A 20,316-nucleotide genomic window follows, 5' to 3' on the forward strand; every position below is an offset into this window, starting at 1 on the left:
TGCCGGCTGTAGATCACACTTGTGAACCCAATCGTGAACTGCCTTCCGACTGCGTTCGACACCAAACTTCTCTAATTCTCGAACGGTATTCGAAAGCGATAGCCCAGCAAGATGGAGTCGAATACCGAGTTCCATCAGCTGGCGTGGTGTCCGCTCTCGCTCCACAAAACTCAAATCGACCCAGTCGCTACACCCACTGAGGCGGTCGATTTTTGGCATAGAGCACCACAAAATCGTGCCGCCTCACTTTTCACGCTTAACGAAACAGCACCNGTCGCTACACCCACTGAGGCGGTCGATTTTTGGCATAGAGCACCACAAAATCGTGCCGCCTCACTTTTCACGCTTAACGAAACAGCACCCATCTACTGGGAGTCAAACGTATTCGGGCTGGTTACGGGCTCGGTCATCCATAATGGTCATCTCGACTTTGGCGGAAGTGTCGATAACCAGTATGAATACGGCGTGACGGCAATCGAGAGTCCGAATCTCAGCGATGGTACTGAAGGCGTCACAGTCAGCTACGATGATACGGTCACTCGCTCTGCACCACCGGGCAACAATCCGGCTCCGCTGTTTGCACTTAACGGACGCGGAAGACTCAAACTCAAACTTCGTCGACAAATTAGTTCGCAGGGAAACCTCCGTGGAGAGTACAGCCACAACTGGAGTGTCGGCGGGAAGTCGTGGGACCCGTCCAACATCAGTCTGAACATCGGAACACCTGTTTCGTACGACCTCCCGACCTTGGCCGATAATTGGGTGTTGGACGATAAACAGGACATCTAAACCAATTGAAACTGTTCTCTAGTAGTGCACAGGTCTGTCAGATAATCCTTGTAGTATTCGTCTATTTCTCCAATTATCCGTCATTCCAGCTATCCTCATGTTGAATCTGAATAGATGACACTCATTACCTGTGTATAATAACCTAGAGGCATAAATCTGAATAGGAAATATTATTATCCTGTATTCGGAATGGGGAGACAGGATGAGTGCTTCAGAGTCGCTTCGACAGGAGACCGGCGAGCGGGGAACGTGGGACGACGTGCGCGAGTTGCCGCCGAGCGCGAAGCTCGTCGCGAAGGTCCTCGAGTACAACGACACGATGACGCAACAACAGATCGCCGACGAGACGCTCCTGCCCTCCCGGACCGTGCGGTACGCGCTCAACCGACTCGACGAGGAGAACGTCATCGATTCGCGCTTTTCGTTCTCCGATGCCCGCAAGCGCCTGTACAGCCTCGATATCGAGTCGTAACTGGCGTCCGTCGCTATCGGTTTCGGCCGTTCTCGCTTCGGTTTTCTCGTTGTGGTAGCGGCCATCTCGAGTTCGCCCGAACTGTCTCTTTTACTTTCGCCTCGGTCACGGAACCCCTTTAGGGCGGGCTCGCCAACGACTGGCCAATGACGCGGGTACTACACACGGGCGATACCCACCTCGGGTACCAGCAGTACAATTCGCCCGAGCGACGACAGGACTTCCTCGAGGCGTTCCGGACCGTCGTCGAGGACGCGGTCGCGGATGATGTCGACGCGGTGGTCCACGCCGGTGACCTCTTTCATGACCGCCGGCCCGGACTGGTCGACCTGCAGGGAACCGTCGACATCCTCCGAGTTCTCGCAGACGCCGACATCCCCTTTCTCGCCGTCGTCGGTAACCACGAGTCGAAACGCGACGCCCAGTGGCTCGATCTCTTTGCGGATCTCGGACTCGCGACCCGGCTCGGTGCCGAGCCGGTCGTTGTCGACGACGTTGCCCTCTACGGACTGGACTTCGTCCCCCGCTCTCGCCGGGACGATCTGACCTACGATTTCGACCCCGTTCCGGGCGAGGTGGCGTACGCAACCCTGGTGAGCCACGGCCTCTTCGAACCCTTCGCGCACGCGGACTGGGACACCGAGACGGTCCTCGAGGAGTCCACGGTCGATTTCGACGCCGTGTTGCTGGGGGACAACCACAAACCGGACACTGCGGAGGTCCTCGATACGTGGGTCACCTACTGCGGGTCGACCGAGCGCGCGAGCGCCAGCGAGCGCGAGGACCGGGGCTACAACCTCGTCGATTTCGCGGACGACGAGGTCGCGATCAGCCGCCGGGGCCTCTCCTCGACCCGCGAGTTCGTCTTCGTCGACGCCGACCTCGCGGAGGGCGAAGGCGTCGACCGAGTACAGGAACGCGTCCGCCAGCACGACCTCGAGGACGCGGTCGTCATCGTCACCGTCGAGGGCGAGGGCCGCCCCATCGCGCCGGCCGCGGTCGAGCAACTCGCGATCGACCGCGGGGCGCTCGTCGCCCGCGTCAACGATCGCCGCGACCTGCCGGACGAAGACGAGGACGTGTCGGTGAGCTTCGCGAACCCGGACGACGCCGTCCGCGAACGGGTGCGCGAGATGGGGCTCAGCAACGCCGCACTCGAGATCGACGAAACCGTCCGGAGCGGCGACCTCGCCGATTCGAACGTCCGCGAATCCGTCGAACGGCGGGTTCGCGACCTGCTCGAGGACGACGAGTCGTCGTTCGAGCCCGCGCCGGAGCGGGAACCGGGCGACGAGGACGTGACGACGGTCGCCGATCAGCTCGCGGGCGAGAGCGGGACGGCAGACGCGGCAGCAGCCGAGTCAGCCGGCTCGGCAGCCGCGGATAGTGACGCCGATACGGCGGCTGCGGCGAACGGAGGCGAGATCGAGGGCGAGACGGCTGCCGACACGGACGACAGCGCGACCGCCGACACCGGCAACGCCGCAACCGGCGACGGCGACACTGACGCCGATACCGACGAAACTACTGATGCCGATGCCGACGCCGACACCGCGTCGCTGGGTGATTTCGCGTGAAAGTCGACCGCGTTCGGCTGCTGAACTTCAAGTGCTACGGCGACGCGGACCTCACACTCGAGCACGGAGTCACCGTCGTCCACGGCGTCAACGGCAGCGGGAAGTCGACGCTGCTCGAGGCGGTCTTCTTCGCGCTCTACGGCTCGAAAGCACTGGACGACCGCACGTTAGACGACGTGATCACGACCGGCGAGGAGGAGGCCGAGGTCGAACTCTGGTTCACCCACGACAACCGCGAGTATCACGTCGAGCGTCGACTCAAACTGCGCGGCGACCGCGCGACCACGACGAAGTGCGTCCTCGAGACCCCGACCGAGACGATCGAAGGAGCGCGCGACGTGCGCCGGGAGGTGACCGAACTCCTGCGGATGGACGCCGAGGCGTTCGTCAACTGCGCATACGTCCGGCAGGGCGAGGTCAACAAGCTCATTCACGCCTCGCCGAGCGACCGGCAGGACATGATCGACGACCTGCTCCAACTGGGCGCGCTCGAGGACTACCGCGAGCGGGCCAGCGAGGCCCGACTCGGCGTCAAAACGGTGCTCGACGGCCAGCGTGAGGTTCTCGAGGACGTCCGCAATCAGGTCGAGCAGAAAGAAGCGAAGGACCTCCACGAGCGGCTGAACAGCCTCGAGTCCCGCCGCGCCGACGTTGCGGAGAAGATCGAGCATTACGAAACCCAACGCGAGCAGGCCCAAGAGACACTCGAGACGGCAGAGGACGTCCTCGAGCGCCACGCGGAGACTCGCGAGGAAATCGAGACGCTCGAGGAAGAGATCGAGGAGCTTCGATCGAAGATCTCCGAGACCGAACGCAAGCGCGAGAACGCGAAAGACGAGATTAGTCGGATCCGCGACCGGCGCGAGGAACTCGCGGACGAACGCGCCGAGTTGCTCGCGGAGACCGACATCGAGGCCACAGATCCCGACGAGGAAGTGGTCGAGGAACGAATCGCCGCCTTCGAGGCCCGCGACGAGGAACTCCGCGACGACCTCGAGGACGTTCGCGTGACGATCACGGAAGGAACCAACGAGATCGAACGCCTTCGGTCCGAGGCCGACGACCTCGAGGAACGGGCCGAGACGGCTCGCGAAGAGGCCGACGAACTCGATGCGCAACTCGAGGCCGACGAGGAAACGATCGCGGAGCGCGAGTCGAAACTCGAGGACCTCGACGAGCAGATCACGGACGCGCGGGCGACGTTCGACGACGCGTCGATCGCCTTCGGCGAGGCCGACTCACAGCTTGCGGAACTCGAGGCTGAACGCGAGGAGGTCGTCTCGGAAATCAACGATCTCACCGCCGACATTCGAACCGCCGAGACCGCCATCGAGGAGGGCGAACGACTGCTCGAGGAGGGCAAGTGTCCCGAGTGCGGCCAACCGGTCGAGGACTCGCCCCACGTCGACGTGCTCGATGAACGGCGGGACGAACTCGCCGACCTCGAGGCCGAGCGCGAGGAACTCAAGGACCAGCGCGACGAGATCGGCGAGCGGATCGACCGCGCCGAGGACCTGCGGGAGGTCGAGCGGACGGTCGACCGACTCGAGGAGAACCGCGACAACATCGAGCAACTGCTCGCGGAGAAACGCGAAGCGTTGGCGGACCGGCGAGACCAGCGCGAACAACGCCGGGACGACGCCGACGAGTACGAAACCGAGGCCGACGAAAAGCGAGCGGCGGCAGCGGAACGCGAAGCGGCTGTCGACGACGCGCGGGCCGAACTCGGGGAGATCAACACCGAACGCAGCGAGATCAAGGAGACCCTCGAGTCCCTCGAACGCGTCTCGGAAATCGCCGACGAACGGGCGAGCCTCGAGAGCGAGATCGAGACCCGTCGCGAGCGACGGCAGGACTGGGAGACGATGAACGACGAGCGCCGGGAGGGGCTCTCCGAAAAGCGCGACCGCAAGCGCGACCTCGAGTCGGAGTTCGACGAGGAGCGGGTCGAAACCGCACGCGAGGACAAGCAAAACGCCGAGGGATATCTCGAGCAGGTCGACGACAAACTCGCGGAACTCGAGGAGCAACGCAACGGCGTCCAGAACGCGATCGGTGCCGTCGAGAACGAACTCGAGGAACTCGAGCGCCTCCGCGAGCGCCGCGAGCGCCTCGAGGACCGGTGTGAACGCCTCGAATCGCTGTACGACGAGGCCGAGACGCTCCAGACGACCTACGGGGAGTTGCGGGCGGAACTGCGCCAGCGCAACGTCGAGACCCTCGAACGGCTGCTCAACGAGACGTTCGATTTGGTCTACCAGAACGACTCCTACGCGGCGATCGATCTCGACGGCGACTACCGGCTGACGGTCTATCAGAAGGACGGCGAAGCGCTCGAGCCCGAACAGCTCTCCGGCGGCGAGCGGGCGCTGTTCAACCTCAGCCTACGGTGTGCGATCTATCGGCTGCTCGCCGAGGGCGTAGAGGGAACCGCGCCGATGCCGCCGCTGATCTTAGACGAGCCGACGGTCTTCCTCGATTCGGGCCACGTCACCCAACTCGTCTCGTTGATCGAATCGATGCGCAACGACTTCGGCGTCGAACAGATCGTCGTCGTCAGCCACGACGAGGAACTGGTCGGCGCGGCCGACTCGCTCGTCCGCGTCGAAAAAGACGCCACGTCAAACCGCTCGCGACTCGAGCGCGGCGAGCCGCCGGAAGCGGAACTGCTCGCCTCGGATTAAACCGACTCTGCGCTGCTTTCGGTTCGGCCGCCTCGCTCTCAGGAGTCCGTCGCTGCCGTCTCGTCCGTCGCCTCGAGGCTCGGCCGAATCGTCTCGAGTGCGGTCTCGCAGTCCTCCGTGAGCCGGTAGCCGCGCTCGCCCGCAATCTCCGTCTCCTCGAGCAGGCCCGCGGCCGAGAGCACTGTCAGCCGGCCGTGGAGGTCGCTCTCGCAGAAGTCGTAGCCGTCGAGCAGGGTCCGCACACCGAGCGGGCCGCGCTCTGCGAGTTCGACCAACAGGCCGAGCGTCTCCTCGTCGTGGACGTTGGTCAGCAGCGTCAGGATCGGGTCGCCCACGCTTCGAGCGGCCGTCTCGAGGGGGGATTCCTCGTCGACGACCTCGAGGCGATCGTTCTGAATGTAACACTCGTTGCCGTTTTCGGGATCGCGAACGAGACTCGCGCTGTCCGATCGCTTGAGAAGGAGGTATCGTCTGCCGGTGTCGTCCTGAACGGATTTCATGAATGAGTCGGGTCGTCTGCTGTGTTCGATTCGTCCGCCGGGGCCGGTTCGATCGCGGTCTCGGATTCGTCGGTCGGCTCCGAGTCGGTCGGCGGGTCCGTCTCGAAGGCGGTGTGTTGGTACTGCCAATATCGCCGAGCGGCGAACCCGCTCAACACGAGTCCGATGACGAGCAGCCACCCGCCCGTCGTCGTGTCGCCTTCGAAGAGCAAGAACAGAACGCCGAGCGCGAGAGCCAACAGCGCGCCGTTGATCACGATGATGAGCACCCAGAACGCCTCGAGGAGGTCGTTCGGGGCCTCGGTTTCGTCGGTTGTCACTGCCGGCACGTCGACCGAGTTCGGGGACGACTCCTCGTCGGCCTCGGCGGCGAGGTCCTCCGTGTCGACGCTCGGAATCGTCAGCGAATCGTCGTCCGGATCTTCGAAGGCGTCCTCGGGATCGTCGTAGGGATCGTCGGGCTCCCAGTCCTCGGACTCGTCTTCGAACGGGTCGAACACCACGTTCGGCGGAAGGGAGACCGACAGGAAAAGTGTTCGCGTTTCGACGGCGTTAGGCTAACTCCGCGAGCGTGAGCGTCTGGGAGGTCTCCACCCACGCGAGCGGGTTCTCGGCGTCATAGAAGACCACGCCGTCCTCGGTCTCGTAGGACTCGATCGTTGCGGTCCCCGCGGGCTCGCTACTCGGTTCGCTCGAATCCGTCGCGTCGTCGTTCACATGGGTGGACACATCGATCACCTGATCCCGTGCTATGTGTTACCAAGTTATATGTCTTGTTGCTCCCGCAAGCCGTCGGGGCCGGATGACGTATCACATTAAATATGAACGATCGGCGGAACCCGCGTCCCAGTACCGTCGATCAGGGCGGGTGACGGCAGTGTGGAACCGATCACGCAGGCGGGGATTGCAGGGGTTTTTATCCGCCGACTGCGAATCTCGGTATCATGACTGAGGCGGGCCAGACCGGACTCGCGGCGTTCGGCGGCGACTCCGACGAGAGCGACGACCGGCCGGCGGAAGAGGCGGTTGCCGTCGCCGGCAACGGCGGATCAAACGCCGCGGAAGTGATCGATGTCGTCGAGGAGACGCTGCCCGAGCCCGAGGGCGAACTCGAGCTCGCGGTGATGCAAGTCGACTACACGATCGCCGGCTACGGCGACGAGGAGCGACCAATCATGCACGTCTTCGGGCGCACGCCCGAGGGCGAACTCGAGCACGTACAGGTGGTCGGGTTCAAACCGTATTTCTACGCGCCGACGGATTCCCTCGAGCGGCCGCCCGAGGAGCAGTACGACCGACTGACGGGGAGCCGAGAGGTCGGCGAAGACGGCGAGCCCTACGAGAGCATCCGCGGCGAGAAACTCACCAAGATCTTCGGCCAGACGCCGCGGGACGTCGGGCAGGTGCGTGACGACTTCGAGCACTACGAGGCCGACATCCTGTTCCCGAACCGGTTCCTGATCGACAAGGACATCCGCAGCGGGCTTCGCGTGCCGGAGCGACGCGCCGAGGACGACTCGCTCGTCGTCCCCCACGACGAGGTCGAATCGGCCGCTGTCGACGTCGATCCCCGGGTCAACACGTTCGACATCGAGGTCGACGACCGCCACGGCTTCCCCGAGGACGGCGAGGAACCGATCGTCTGTCTCACCAGCCACGACTCCTACCGCGACGAGTACATCATGTGGCTCTACGAGGCCCCGATCGGCGACGGCGAGATTCCCTCCGAGATCGAGGACTACGATCCCATCGAGGGCGATATCGAGCACGAAGTCCGTAGCTTCGATGAGGAGGAAGCCATGCTCGAGGCCTTCATCGAGTACATCGACACGACGGATCCCGACATCCTCACGGGCTGGAACTTCGAGGACTTCGACGCGCCGTATTTCCTCGATCGGCTCGAGGAACTCGCGGGACCCCACCACGAGTACGACCTCTCGATCGACCAACTCTCCCGGGTCGACGAGGTCTGGCGGAGCAACTGGGGCGGCCCCGACATCAAGGGCCGCATCGTCTTCGACCTGCTGTATGCCTACCAACGGATGGTCTTCTCCGAACTGGACTCCTACCGGCTCGACGCCGTCGGCGAGGCGGAGCTCGGCGTCGGCAAGGAACGCTACGCCGGGGACATCGGTGACCTCTGGGAGGGCGATCCGACGCAGTTGCTCGCGTACAACCTCCGGGACGTGGAGCTGTGTGTCGAACTCGATCGGCAACAGGAGATCGTTCCCTTCTGGGACGAGGTGCGCTCGTTCGTCGGCTGTAAGTTAGAGGACGCGCCGACGCCGGGCGATGCGGTCGACATGTACGTCCTCCACGAGGCCCACGGCCGGTTCGCGCTCCCCTCGAAGGGCCAACAGGAGGCCGGCGAGGAGTACGAGGGCGGCGCGGTGTTCGAGCCGATCACGGGCGTCAAGGAGAACGTCACCGTGCTGGACCTGAAATCGCTGTACCCGATGTGTATGACGACGGTCAACGCCTCGCCCGAGACGAAGGTCGATCCCGACGAGTACGACGGGGAGACGTATATCGCGCCGACCGAACCCGAGCCGATCCACTTCCGCAAGGAACCCGACGGCGTCATGCGGGAGATGATTACCGAACTGCTCGCCGAGCGCGAGGAGAAGAAGGAACTGCGAAACGAACACGAACCCGGAAGCCTCGAGTACGAGCAGTACGACCGACAGCAAGGAGCTGTCAAGGTTATTATGAATTCGCTATACGGAGTGTCAGGGTGGGAACAATTCCGTCTATATGACAAAGAAGCAGCATCCGCAATCACCGCTACTGGTCGCGAAGTGATCGAATTTACCGATTCAGCCGCAAACGATCTTAATTATCAAGTCACGTATGGAGATACCGACAGCGTCATGCTCGAGCTCGGTCCCGACGTTCCGAAAGAAGATGCCCTCGAGCAGTCCTTCGAGATCGAGGAGTACATCAACGGCCGTTACGACGACTTCGCACAGGAGGACTTAAACGCCGAGGAACACCGCTTCCAGATCGAGTTCGAGAAGCTCTACCGGCGGTTCTTCCAGGCGGGCAAGAAGAAACGCTACGCGGGCCACATCACCTGGAAGGAAGGCAAAGACGTCGACGACGTCGACATCGTCGGCTTCGAGTACCAGCGCTCGGACATCGCCCCGATCACCAAGGAGGTCCAACACCGGGTCATCGAGATGATCGTCCGCGAGGGCGACGTCGAGGGCGCAAAGGAGTACGTCAACGGCGTCATCGAAGACGTCCGCGAGGGGGATATCTCGCTCGAGGACATCGCGATCCCGGGCGGAATCGGCAAGCGACTGGACAACTACGACACCGACACGGCACAGGTCAGGGGCGCGAAGTACGCCAACCTGCTGCTCGGAACCAACTTCCAACGCGGGAGCAAGCCGAAGCGGCTTTACCTCGACCGGATCGATCCGTCGTTCTTCGAACGACTCGAAGCGGAAGACGGGTTTGACGCCCGCACGGACCCGCTCTACGGCGCGTTCAAGCGCGATCCCGACGTTATCTGCTTCGAGTACGAAGACCAGATCCCCGAGGAGTTCGAGGTCGACTACGACAAGATGCTCGAGAAGACGCTGCAGGGGCCGATCGAGCGGATCCTCGAGGCACTGGGAATTTCGTGGGAAGAAGTGAAAAGCGGGCAAGAGCAGACAGGGTTGGACTCCTATATGTAACGCGCGGAGCCGCCGAGTCCCGCCCGTCGCCTTCTATCGCTGACACTCCGACGAGTTACACTGCCGTCTTCGGAGGCCAGACCGGCCGCTCGATCCGTTCCCACAGCCCGCCGATTTCACCGGTGAACGAGGGTCCGTATGGCGGTATTCCTCCTCCTACCCAAAGGCTGGTTTTCGAATAGAAAAATTATTTTGCGAATGTGAGACTGTATCCAATTGGATACGAAACCGTTATCAGTCATACGACCCACCTTTTGGATGAGCGAATACTATGGCACGTCTCGAACTAAACAACCTGCACGCGGAAGTAGCGGAGGGCGACGAGAAGATCCTCGAGGGCGTCAACCTCGAGGTTCGGTCGGGCGAGATCCACGCCCTGATGGGACCGAACGGGTCCGGGAAGTCAACGACCGCGAAGGTCATCGCCGGCCACCCAGCCTACGAGGTCACCGACGGTGAAGTTCTGCTTCACCTCGAGGACGAGGAGTTCGGCGAAGACATCGAGATCGACGAGGACCAGCGCACGTGGAACCTGCTGGACCTCGAGCCCAACGAGCGCGCCGCGCTCGGCATCTTCCTCGGCTTCCAGTATCCGGCCGAGATCGAGGGCGTCACGATGACGAACTTCCTCCGCACGGCGCTCAACGCCAAGATCGAAGAGCGCGAGGAGCTCTTCGAAGACGAGGACGGTGAGGCTGACGCCGAGGAGGACGACGAAGGCTTCGAGAACTCGCCGATGGAGGGAGACGTCGACGAGGGCGAAGTCGGCGTCGCCGAGTTCCAGCAGATCCTCCAGGAGAAGATGGAGCAACTGGACATGGACGAGAAGTTCGCCCAGCGCTACCTCAACGCCGGCTTCTCCGGCGGGGAGAAAAAGCAAAACGAAGTGCTGCAGGCCGCCATCCTCGAGCCCTCGGTCGCCGTTCTCGACGAGATCGACTCCGGGCTCGACATCGACCGACTACAGGATGTCTCGAGCGGGATCAACGCGCTGCGCGACGAGCAGGGCACCGGGATCCTCCAGATCACCCACTACCAGCGCATCCTCGACTACGTCGAGCCCGATCACGTCCACGTGATGCTCGACGGCCAGATCGCCAAGAGCGGCGGGCCGGAGCTCGCCGAGAAACTCGAGGACAAGGGGTACGATTGGGTCCGCGAAGAGGTCTACGGCACCGCGTAACCGGATTCGACTAGAACAACCGTAATAACGCTACAGCCGTAAACACAACTACATCAATCATGAGTTCAGATCAAGACCACCTACAAGAGACAGACACCGAGGCCCGATTCGAGTTCAAGAAAGAGGAGAACTCCGCGGTCCGATCCGGCAAAGGCCTGACCGAAGAGGTCATTCGAATGATCTCCGACGACAAGGACGAGCCCGACTGGATGCTCGAGCGGCGTCTCCGCGCCCTCGAGCAGTATCACAACATGCCGATGCCGTCCGACTGGCCCGGCATGCCCGACCTCTCCGAACTGGACGTCGAAGAAATCATTCCCTACATCCGACCGGACGTCGACAAGCGCGAAGGCGTCGACGACTGGACGGAGCTGCCCGACGAGATTCAGGACACGTTCGACAAGCTCGGCATCCCGGAAGCGGAGAAGAACGCCCTCTCGGGCGTCGGTGCCCAGTACGAGTCCGAGGTCGTCTACCAGAACATGCAAGAGCAGTGGGAGGAGAAAGGCGTCATCTTCTGTAACATGGATGAGGCCGTCCGCGAACATCCCGAGCTCGTCAAAGAGCACTTCATGACGACCTGCGTGCCGCCAAGCGACAACAAGTTCGCCGCGCTGCACGGGGCCGTCTGGTCCGGCGGGTCGTTCGTCTACGTGCCGGAAGACGTCACCGTCGAGATGCCGGTGCAGGCCTATTTCCGGATGAACTCCGAGGGGATGGGCCAGTTCGAGCACACGCTCATCATCGCCGAGGAGGGCTCGGAGGTCCACTACATTGAGGGCTGTTCGGCCCCGAAGTACGGGACCCACAACCTCCACAGCGGAGGAGTGGAAGTCTTCGTCGGCGAAGACGCTCACGTCCAGTACTCGACCGTCCAGAACTGGTCGAAGAACACGTTCAACCTGAACACCAAGCGTGCCATCTGCGAAGAGAACGGCACGATGGAGTGGGTCTCGGGCAGCATGGGCTCGAAAGTGACCATGCTCTACCCGTGTACGATCCTCAAGGGTCGCGGCTCGACTGACACCCACATCACCATCGCCCTGGCGGGCGAAGGCCAGGACATCGACACCGGCGCGAAGGTCTACCACAACGCGCCCGAGACGAGTTCGACCATCGAATCCAAGTCGATCTCCAAGGACGGCGGCCGCACCAACTACCGCGGCCTCGTCCACATCGCCGACGGTGCCGAGAACGCAAGCACCGCCGTCGAGTGCGACGCGCTGATGTTCGACAACGAGTCCACGTCGGACACCATGCCGTACATGGAGATCGAGGAGTCGAAGGTCGACGTCGCACACGAGGCGACCGTCGGCAAGATCGGCGACGAGGACATCTTCTACCTCCAGTCGCGCGGACTGGACGACGACGACGCCAAGAAGATGATCGTCGCCGGCTTCATCGAGCCGATCACGGAGGAACTGCCCATCGAGTACGCGGTCGAACTCAACCGCCTCATCGAACTCGAGATGGAGGGGAGCCTCGGATAATATGAGCGCAGGAACACAGGTACACGCCAATCTGACCGAAGAACAGGTACGCGAAATCAGCGGGGACCTCGGCGAGCCCGACTGGCTCACGGAGACCCGACTCGAGGCCCTCGCGGCCCTCGAGGAGCTCGAGATGCCGGATGTCATCCGGACGCCGGGTCGAGACTGGACGAACCTCCACGAACTCGACTTCGAGTCGCTGGTGGACCCGCTGAACGCGGCCGAGAACAAGGACCAGGTCGGTCCCGACGAGGCCGACGTGCTCTCGTGGACCGAGGCCGTCGACGAGCACGAGGAGCTCCTCAAGGAGCACTTCGGTAGCATCGTCGATCCCCAGGAGAACTACCTGACGGCGCTCTCGACGGCGCTGTTTAGCACCGGAACGGTCATCTACGTCCCCGAAGGCGTCGACGCCGAGGACGTCGCCATCCGGACCGAGCAGAACTCCCGCTCGCTGTTCAACTACACGCTCGTCGTCACCGAGGAATCGTCCTCGGTCACGATCCTCGAGCGCCAGTCGACCGGCGAAGACAGCGAGGCGCGTAGCGCCTCGAGCAGTGCGAGCGGCGATGAGCCGCGAGCGGCCGACGAGCAGTACTACAGCGGCATCGTCGAGGTCGCCGCCGGCGAGAACAGCTACGTCCAGTACGGCAGCCTCCAGAACCTCTCGGAGGAGGCCTACAATTTCACCGTCAAGCGCGGCGTCACCGACACCTACGCCACGATCGACTGGATCGAGGGCAACCTCGGGACCCAGCTGACCAAGACCGAGGTCTCGACGGAGCTTCGCGGCGACTCCTCGGAGACCCAGATCGTCGGGGCCTTCTACGGCCACAACGACCAGCACTTCGACCTCGACGCGAAGGTCTGGCATCGTGCGGAGCACACGACCGCCGACCTCGTCACCCGCGGCGTCACCGACGACATCGCCCGCTCGGTCTACGAGGGCGTCCAGGACGTCGGCTCCGACGCGTGGGACACCAGCTCCTACCAGCGCGAGAACACGCTGATGCTCAGCGACGAGAGCGAGGCCGACGCCTCCCCGAAGCTGATCATCAACAACCACGACACCGAGGCCAGCCACTCCGCGACGGTCGGCCAGATCGACAAGGAGGACCTGTTCTATATGACCTCTCGCGGTGTCGACCCGCGGGCCGCACGGAACATGCTCGTCGAGGGCTTCTTCGTGCCCGTCCTCGAGGAAGTCGACGTCGACGAACTCCGCGACGATCTCACGGAACTGATCGGCGCTCGACTCCGCCAGCGCGACTAACCGCTGTCGCCGCTGTCGAATCCGATTTTAAGCGCCGTTTCTCGCGTTTTCGCTGTCCGTGCTCCGAGACGACTAAGTAACAGCGGCTCTCTTGTGGTGATATGAGTCTGGGACAGCGTGTCTCGAGCGACCACCAGCTGACCCGATTGCTACAGATCGGGGTCGTGCTGGAGGAACTCGTCGAGTCACGCGCCGCCCACCACATCGACTCGCTCCCGCCGGCGGAGCGAGCGGAGTTCGACGAGGAGGTGGAAGAGTTGCTCGCGGAGGCCGCCGCGGAGTCGGCCGAGCACCGCGAGCGACTCGAGGCGCTGATCGACGATCTCGAGGCCGAAACGGTCGGATACGAGGAAATCAATGCACTGGTCGACGCCCAGTACGGGCCGCCAGAGGACACGGACGGAGTCCTCTACGATCAGTTGGCGAACGAGGAGACGGCCTACAAGTTCTACGACGACCTGATCGAGGCGATCGAGGCCTCCGATTCGGAGTTCGCCGTCGATCGCGACCGACTGCTCGAGACCCTCTCTGCTATCCGCGAGGAGGAAAAAGAGGGCGTCGAGGAAGTGACCGAGATCATGGAGCACAGAGCATGATCGGGGCGACGGCCACCGCGGCGGCCGCGGCCGTCGACGGCGGTGCAGTCGAGACGCGCACCGATTCCCGGGTTCGGGTACTCCGGCGAGGGACCGACGCGGCACGCGACGCGACCGACGGAGGGACGCTATGAACACCGCAGATCAATATCTCAAGGCGATCTATCTGGCGCAACGAATCGAGGACGGTCCCGCATCGACCGGCACGCTCGCGGACTTACTCGAGGTGAGCCCGGCGAGCGTCAACGAGATGATCGGGAAACTCGAGGACCGCGAACTCGTCGACCACGAGAAGTACAAGGGTGCCAGCCTGACCGACGAGGGGCTCGAGCGCGCCCACAACGCACTGCAGACCTACTGTATCATCGAGCGGTTCCTCGCCAACGTCCTCGAAGTCGAGGAGTTCCGCGACGAGGCTCGCGCACTCGAGAGCGTCATCGACGACACGGTCGCCGAACGGCTGGATACGATCATCGACCGTCCAGACCAGTGTCCCGACTGTTTCGACGCCGAGCAGGACTGCTGTGAACTGCTCGAACTCGAGGCCAGCGGCCGCGCGGACTGATACGGTTTGCTGTAACGATTTATCGGCGCGACCGCAGGCCGAATCACGTTCGCGCCGGAAATGACTTACAGCAGACCGTATGACGCTTACTTTTCGTTTCCGGACCCCGGCTCGACCGGATCGATGTCCCCGACTTCGGGACGGTCGCCGAATCGAATGTAGCGACGCCCGATGAGCGCGGCGGCCGCGAGGGCGACGGCGACCGCCACGGCCAGCCCGACCGGGAACGACCACGAGTCGCCCGACCAGTCGGCGTCGAACACGTCGGCGTAGTAGCCCGCAACTTCGTCCCCGTGAAGCGCGACGAGCACTTCGCGGTTGTTCTCGAGCGAGTTCCCATTCCAGTTCGCGCTCCCGACGACCGCGATTTCGCGGTCGATCACGACGCCCTTAGCGTGGATCTTCTCGAACCGGTCGGTGTCCTCGACGAGGCGGACCTCGAGCGGGATGTCTTCCTGCTCGGCGACCCGCTCGAGGTCGGCCGCCAGCGCCTCGTTCTCGTCGGCGTTGTACCACGTCGATCCGAGCAGGATCCGGACATCGACGCCGCGGCGGGCCGCCGCGAGCGTCTCCTCGAGCACCGAGACGTCGGCGGCGATACTGGGCTGGATGACGAGGATTTCGTCGTCAGCGCCGGCCAGCAGTTCCTGCAACCGCCGGTCGGCGTTGTCCGGCGCGAGCAGGAGTTCGGCCGACTCGACGGGGATCGTCGCCGCCTCGTGATTCGTCGGGAATTCGGCGCTCGAATCGGTGGCCGCGAAGTCCTGACTGTCTTCCTCGACGAACGAGGTGGTCGTGCGATAGGTATCGCCGGACACCGTATCCCGACCCTCGAAGTCGGCACGGAAGACGGCCGCGAGGTCGGCTGCGAGGGTTTCGTCCGCAAGCCGGACGCCCCAGCCGCGGCTGCTCTCGCCGCCGACGCCCGACGGCTTCCAGTTCTCGCTGGTGACCAGCACGCGGTCGTCGGCGACGGCGTATTTTGGGTGATGGTATCGGTACCGTGCGGCCTCCCCGCCGATGGCTCGCACCTCGACGCCGCCTGCCTCGAGCGTCTCGATGACACCCTCGGTCGGTGCCGGGGTTCCGCCGACCGGGCTCGCCTCGAGGAGCACCCTGACGTCGACGCCGCGCTCGGCCGCGGCGACGAGGTCGGCGGCGATCGCGTCGGAGGTGACGGTGTAGCCGGCTAGCAGGAGCCGGTCGTCGGCGTTTCGAATCGTTTCTCGCGGGACCTCGGGCTCGTCGGGGAGAACGAACGCCGTGGCGTCGTCGATCTCGCTGCTCGAGACGGGGAGACAGGTCGCGTCACGCGGCCACCACTGGCCCTGCGTCGGCCGCTCGTCGCCGTCACTGGCGGTTCGGTACCACTGTTCCGCGGTCGGTGCGCGCTCGTAGGCGACCGAATCGATCGTGGCCGTCGCGTTTCGCAGCCGGAGGTCGTCCCCGTCGGTCGCGAGTTGGAGATGGCCCTCGAGTTCGAGGACCGGCGCGTCGGTCAGCGTCTGCGTGACGTTCGGAGCCGTGCTCACCGCGACGCGTCCGGAAACCGTCTCGTTCGGCAGTGTCGCCGTCGTGTGGCCGTCCGTGAGTGTCACGTTCTCGAGGCGGGTTTCGGGCGGCGTCTCGAGGACGACGAACTCGCCGACGTTCCCGTCGGTCGTGGGGTTCGGATAGAGGCCGGCGATCCGCGGTTCCGTCGGTGCGCTAGCGGTCGAGACGTTCGCATCGCCCGCTCGCGGCGGACAGGCGAGCGCAGTCGCGTTCGCGGCTGGTTGGGCGGACGCTCGAGCAGTTGCTCGGTCGACTACCGCCGGTTCGGGTTCGGTGGCGATCGCAAACCCCGCCAGTAGCGCGGTCCCGGCGACGAGTCCACAGACGACTACGGCCGCGACCGCGGCTCGACGGGTGTCCATCGCTCCGTCTGGCCCGCCGTTCGTACTTAAATCGTCGGAGCGACCAGAACGGGTCGGCCCGTGACGGTGTGACGTTAAAGGGCCCCGTCCGACACTAGTACGCCATGGATCGCGAGACGGTACCACCCTCTCGAGCGGAGGTCGAAGCGCGAATTCAGCGGGTCGGCCGGTACTCCCGGGCAGTGCGTCTCGGACTGGTGATCATTCTGACCGCGTTTCTGTTGGCCGTCGGTGTCGTCCTCCCCGCGAACCTCGACAGCCCGTCGCAGGCGGTCGAGGCGATACTCATGCCGCTGACGTTCGTCGGGCTGGGCACCATCCTGTACGGGATCGGGATGCACCTCCACCTGATGCATCTGAACCTCGTCCGGCAGTTACAGCCCGAGCGGTCAGACGACTGATCGTCGGTTCTCCAGCCGAGCCGTTTCGAACGCGATAAAGGGTCCGTCGACGCCGTCAGGCCGCGGGCTCGAGGTCGGCGTTCTCGGCTTCGGCCTGGACGAGATACGCGCGGTCGTCGTCGTAGTCGGCCACGATCTCGAGGGCGTCTTGGGTGCCGATCCGGTTGAGCGCCCACGCGGCGCTGGCCCGGACGCGGTCGGAGTCGTCGTCTTCGAGGACGTCCGCGAGCGGGTCGATGGCGCGGGTATCGCCGATCAGGCCGAGCGCGCGGGCGGCCCAGCTGCGAACGTCGGCCTCGTCGGCGACGAGCTGTTGGGCGATCGGCTCGACAGCGTCCGTGGCCCCGATCTCGCCGAGCGCGCGGAACGCGGGCTGTTGGAGGTTCGGATTGGAGTCGACGTAATCGACCAGCGTCTCGACGATTTCCTCGGTCTCGACGCCGATCTTCCCGAGGATACGCATCGCGGCCTGATCGCGACGGTTCGCCTTCTGGAGCATCGCGTCGATGGCCGGCTCCGCGCTGGAACCCATGCGCTCGAGGGACTCCAGACAGTGTTCCTCCATGAAATCGGAGTCGAAGGTATCGAGCGCGAGCAGGATCTGATCGACGTTGCCCTGTTTCTCGTGGACCTTGAGCGCGTGCCACTCCGGCGGGAAGTCCTTGACGTGGTCGAGCACGTCGTAGTAGCCCTCGCGGCGGAGCTGTTCGCGGATCTCGAGGTCGGTCCATTCGGTCGCGTCGTCGATATCGCTCTCGAGATCGTCGGTGGCCTCGAGCAGCCCGGCGATCGTTTCGGCGTCGTCGTCGGCGTCGAGGGCGGCGTCCTCGACGGCTGTGGCCGCGTCGTCGAGGGTCGCGTCCAACTGGTCGGGGACCGTCTCGCCCTCGTTGACCAGCGTGACCGAACTGCCGAGCAGGTCGTTCAGGTCGTCAAGGAAGTCGTCGACCGCCTCGATCAGTTCGGCGTTGCCCTCCTCGGTCCAGCGGGTTCCCGTGATCGTCCCGCTCGCGCCGTCGATCTCGCCCACGACGTCCTCGCCGTAGGGACCGCGCTGGTCCTCGAGATCTGACTCGAGATCGGAGAGATCGCTCTCGATCTCGTCGTACTCGTCTTGCAGTTCCTCTTCGGGCGCGGGTTCCTCGTCTTCCTCCTCGTCCTCGTCGTCGGTCTCGCGCGGTTCCGGCACCTCGACGCTCTCGAGTTCGGTCCGGAAGGAGTCGAGGTCGGCTTCGACGACATCGAGGTCGTCTTCGGTCTCGGCTGCCTCGAGGTTCGAATCGAGTTCCTCGAGGTCGGCGGCGAGGGCCTCGAGCCGCTCGCGGATGGCCTCGAGGTCGACCGACTGTTCCGCCTCGTCCGCTTCCCCTTCGGCGGCCGCGTCGTCACCGGTCGCCTCGTCCTCGCTCATAGTCCCACCTCGGGACGACGCCGACGCGTGACAGTGTACATACTCTACGGTCGTGTCAGCACGGCCCTAAGCGTTTCCATGCACGTCGACCTCGCCGGTCCGCTCGGCGTCGCCCCAGTAGAGCCACGGGCTGAGTGCCATGTAGGCGAGTCCGAGCGTCAGGAGGGCGTAGGGAAACGTTCGACCGACGACATTCGGTACGAGGATCGCGAGCGCGTGGACGACGCCCATGATCGCGGCGTCTCGAGCCAGCAGGTCGGGGTACTGGATCCGAGAGACCATCAGGTAACAGAACGCGCCGGTGACCGCGAGGACGAGCCACGGTTGGGTCTCGCCCGCGAGGATGGCCGCGCCCAAAACGGTCGCGGCCAGCGTCGTCTGGACACCTTCGGTGTGACTGCCGGAGATGTCGTAGGCGGTGTACATCCCCAGCCGAGTCACAGCCATCGCGACGAACAGCGCACAGACCGCGGTCACGACCAGCAGCACGGGGGAGATCGCGTCGAATCCGACCTCGAGGCCGTCGGTGACGACGACGAAGGAGAGCACTGCGGGGGCGACGGCGAAGGAGGCGACGTCGGCGAGCGAATCGAGGTACGGGCCGGCGTCGGTGCCGCCGTAGCGGCGCGCGAGGATGCCGTCGAGGCCGTCCGCGATCGCCGCCAGCAGGATGAGTCGGGCGGCGAGTTCGATGTCGACGACCGCGACGACGACCGCGACGAACCCCAGCGCGGCGTTTGCGATCGTCACCGCGTCGGCGACACCGAGCCGACCGGCGAACCGGGGAAGCATATGCCCGGATTCGACGGGGCGTTACCTTACGTGTTTTCGTTTCCACGGGATCGCCGCTTTCGAGAACTGAACCGGGGCGATTATACCGCGACTCGCCTAACGATCACGTATGCAACGGCGCGTCTATCTCGCCGCCGTCGGAACCGCCGTGTCGGCCAGTCTTGCGGGGTGTTCGTCCGTCCGCAGTGCGTTCGACGACGAGTCCTGCAGCGGTGAGGACTGTTATATCGGGATGAGTCGCACCGAGTTCACTCCCGAGAGCTACGAGGTCTCAGTCGGCGACACGGTCGTCTGGAAGAACACCAGCGAGGCCTATCACACCGTCACGGCCTACGAGAGCAAGATTCCGGACGAGGCCGAGTACTTCGCGTCGGGCGGCTACGAGAGCCAGTCGGCCGCCTACGACGCGTGGGACGACCACGGCGGCGAACTCGAGACGCGCGATACGTACGAACACACCTTCGAGGTCCCGGGCACCTACGACTACTTCTGTATCCCCCACGAGCGAGCCCAGATGGTCGGTGAAATCGTCGTTACTGAGTAACGGCCCGCCGACGCGCCACTGTCCGGGGCGTCCCGGCACACCCACCGTACCGCACTGTACCTCGAGTCCGGTAGGGCCACGTCACGTTTATCCCCCGACGGACGTATGTCATTGCCGTAATGATCGTTATTCACGCAAGCTTTCCGCTCGACCCCGACCGCCGCGACGACGCACTCGAGTTGATCGACGACCTCGTCGCAGAGTCCCAGACCGAAGACGGCGTGATCGATTACCGGGCCGCGACGGATGTCTCCGACCCGAACCTCGTCCGGTTCTTCGAGCAGTACGAAGACGAGGCCGCGTTCGCCGAACACGGCCAGAGTGAGCACTTCCAGGAGTTCGCGGCGGCGCTCCCCGACCTCCTCGCCGGCGAACCCGACGTTACCAGATTCGACGTCGAGTCGGCAGAAGACGTCGAGGTCTGAACACAGGGCCACCTC

The 20,316-nt window shown here is 64.0% G+C and carries 19 protein-coding genes and 1 pseudogene; 13 read left to right on the plus strand and 7 right to left on the minus strand.

Translation table 11 applies throughout. From position 1 onward, the window contains the following. Positions 1–219 (minus strand): annotated as a pseudogene (locus C489_RS20615) (IS6 family transposase); the annotation flags it as partial. 772 nt (positions 220–991) lie between these two features. On the opposite strand from C489_RS20615, the gene C489_RS03005 reads away from it, so the two are divergent. The 3 genes from C489_RS03005 to rad50 all read left to right on the plus strand — a co-directional run bounded on the left by C489_RS03005 (position 992) and on the right by rad50 (position 5,522). After that, positions 992–1,261 carry a MarR family transcriptional regulator gene (locus C489_RS03005; RefSeq protein ID WP_006429659.1) on the plus strand — a complete coding sequence of 90 codons (270 nt, stop codon included), beginning with the start codon at positions 992–994 and terminating at the stop codon, positions 1,259–1,261. A gap of 146 nt (positions 1,262–1,407) precedes the next feature. Then, positions 1,408–2,838, plus strand: a complete 1,431-nt coding sequence (gene mre11 / locus C489_RS03010; protein WP_006429660.1) for a DNA double-strand break repair protein Mre11 — start codon at positions 1,408–1,410, stop codon at positions 2,836–2,838. Next, positions 2,835–5,522, plus strand: coding sequence for a DNA double-strand break repair ATPase Rad50 (gene rad50 / locus C489_RS03015; RefSeq protein ID WP_006429661.1), 2,688 nt, complete (start codon positions 2,835–2,837; stop codon positions 5,520–5,522). Before mre11 ends, rad50 begins: the two co-directional genes overlap by 4 nt. 38 nt (positions 5,523–5,560) lie before the next feature. Here the strand turns inward: rad50 and C489_RS03020 are convergent, their stop codons facing one another. From C489_RS03020 to C489_RS03030, 3 genes are read right to left on the minus strand one after another with little or no spacing between them, the layout of a single operon-like run. Next, on the minus strand, positions 5,561–6,022 hold the full coding sequence (locus tag C489_RS03020) for a DUF7346 family protein (protein ID WP_006429662.1): 462 nt from the start codon (positions 6,020–6,022) through the stop codon (positions 5,561–5,563). After that, entirely contained in the window at positions 6,019–6,525 is a 507-nt protein-coding gene (locus tag C489_RS03025) for a DUF7322 domain-containing protein (RefSeq protein ID WP_049890532.1), read from the minus strand. Before C489_RS03025 ends, C489_RS03020 begins: the two co-directional genes overlap by 4 nt. A 49-nt stretch (positions 6,526–6,574) precedes the next feature. Then, positions 6,575–6,760, minus strand: coding sequence for a DUF7331 family protein (locus C489_RS03030; protein ID WP_193364770.1), 186 nt, complete (start codon positions 6,758–6,760; stop codon positions 6,575–6,577). Between the two features lie 206 nt (positions 6,761–6,966). Here C489_RS03030 and C489_RS03035 point away from each other — a divergent pair, with 206 nt between their 5' ends. The 7 genes from C489_RS03035 to C489_RS03060 all read left to right on the plus strand — a co-directional run bounded on the left by C489_RS03035 (position 6,967) and on the right by C489_RS03060 (position 14,812). Further along, positions 6,967–9,705 carry a DNA-directed DNA polymerase gene (locus C489_RS03035; RefSeq protein WP_006429665.1) on the plus strand — a complete coding sequence of 913 codons (2,739 nt, stop codon included), beginning with the start codon at positions 6,967–6,969 and terminating at the stop codon, positions 9,703–9,705. Between the two features lie 271 nt (positions 9,706–9,976). Then, complete coding sequence (locus tag C489_RS03040) at positions 9,977–10,888, plus strand: ABC transporter ATP-binding protein (RefSeq protein WP_006429666.1); 912 nt, start codon at positions 9,977–9,979, stop codon at positions 10,886–10,888. A 59-nt stretch (positions 10,889–10,947) separates the two neighbouring features. Next, entirely contained in the window at positions 10,948–12,378 is a 1,431-nt protein-coding gene (sufB, locus tag C489_RS03045) for a Fe-S cluster assembly protein SufB (RefSeq protein WP_006429667.1), read from the plus strand. Position 12,379: 1 nt separating this feature from the next. Further along, on the plus strand, positions 12,380–13,651 hold the full coding sequence (gene sufD / locus C489_RS03050; protein WP_006429668.1) for a Fe-S cluster assembly protein SufD: 1,272 nt from the start codon (positions 12,380–12,382) through the stop codon (positions 13,649–13,651). A gap of 101 nt (positions 13,652–13,752) precedes the next feature. Continuing rightward, on the plus strand, positions 13,753–14,247 hold the full coding sequence (locus C489_RS03055; protein ID WP_006429669.1) for a hypothetical protein: 495 nt from the start codon (positions 13,753–13,755) through the stop codon (positions 14,245–14,247). After that, positions 14,244–14,381: a hypothetical protein gene (locus tag C489_RS21830; RefSeq protein ID WP_160163629.1), complete on the plus strand. Its 138-nt coding sequence runs from the start codon at positions 14,244–14,246 to the stop codon at positions 14,379–14,381. The genes C489_RS03055 and C489_RS21830 overlap by 4 nt, the downstream gene beginning before the upstream one ends. Further along, positions 14,378–14,812, plus strand: coding sequence for a metal-dependent transcriptional regulator (locus tag C489_RS03060; protein WP_006429670.1), 435 nt, complete (start codon positions 14,378–14,380; stop codon positions 14,810–14,812). The genes C489_RS21830 and C489_RS03060 overlap by 4 nt, the downstream gene beginning before the upstream one ends. 86 nt (positions 14,813–14,898) lie before the next feature. On the opposite strand, the gene C489_RS03065 is transcribed toward C489_RS03060, so the two are convergent. After that, positions 14,899–16,728 carry a phospholipase D-like domain-containing protein gene (locus C489_RS03065; RefSeq protein WP_006429671.1) on the minus strand — a complete coding sequence of 610 codons (1,830 nt, stop codon included), beginning with the start codon at positions 16,726–16,728 and terminating at the stop codon, positions 14,899–14,901. 104 nt (positions 16,729–16,832) lie between these two features. On the opposite strand from C489_RS03065, the gene C489_RS03070 reads away from it, so the two are divergent. Continuing rightward, positions 16,833–17,129, plus strand: coding sequence for a hypothetical protein (locus tag C489_RS03070; protein WP_006429672.1), 297 nt, complete (start codon positions 16,833–16,835; stop codon positions 17,127–17,129). Between the two features lie 55 nt (positions 17,130–17,184). On the opposite strand, the gene C489_RS03075 is transcribed toward C489_RS03070, so the two are convergent. Beyond that, positions 17,185–18,540: a HEAT repeat domain-containing protein gene (locus C489_RS03075; RefSeq protein WP_006429673.1), complete on the minus strand. Its 1,356-nt coding sequence runs from the start codon at positions 18,538–18,540 to the stop codon at positions 17,185–17,187. Between the two features lie 66 nt (positions 18,541–18,606). Then, a complete protein-coding gene (locus tag C489_RS03080) occupies positions 18,607–19,332 on the minus strand; it encodes a protein sorting system archaetidylserine synthase (RefSeq protein ID WP_006429674.1) in 726 nt (241 codons plus the stop codon). A gap of 109 nt (positions 19,333–19,441) precedes the next feature. Between C489_RS03080 and C489_RS03085 the strand changes: the two genes are divergently transcribed. Next, positions 19,442–19,876 carry a cupredoxin domain-containing protein gene (locus C489_RS03085; protein WP_006429675.1) on the plus strand — a complete coding sequence of 145 codons (435 nt, stop codon included), beginning with the start codon at positions 19,442–19,444 and terminating at the stop codon, positions 19,874–19,876. Positions 19,877–19,995: 119 nt separating this feature from the next. Continuing rightward, positions 19,996–20,301, plus strand: coding sequence for a putative quinol monooxygenase (locus tag C489_RS03090; protein WP_006429676.1), 306 nt, complete (start codon positions 19,996–19,998; stop codon positions 20,299–20,301). The last annotated feature ends 15 nt before the right edge of the window (positions 20,302–20,316 follow it).

Source organism: Natrinema versiforme JCM 10478 (assembly GCF_000337195.1).
Classification (GTDB): domain Archaea; phylum Halobacteriota; class Halobacteria; order Halobacteriales; family Natrialbaceae; genus Natrinema; species Natrinema versiforme.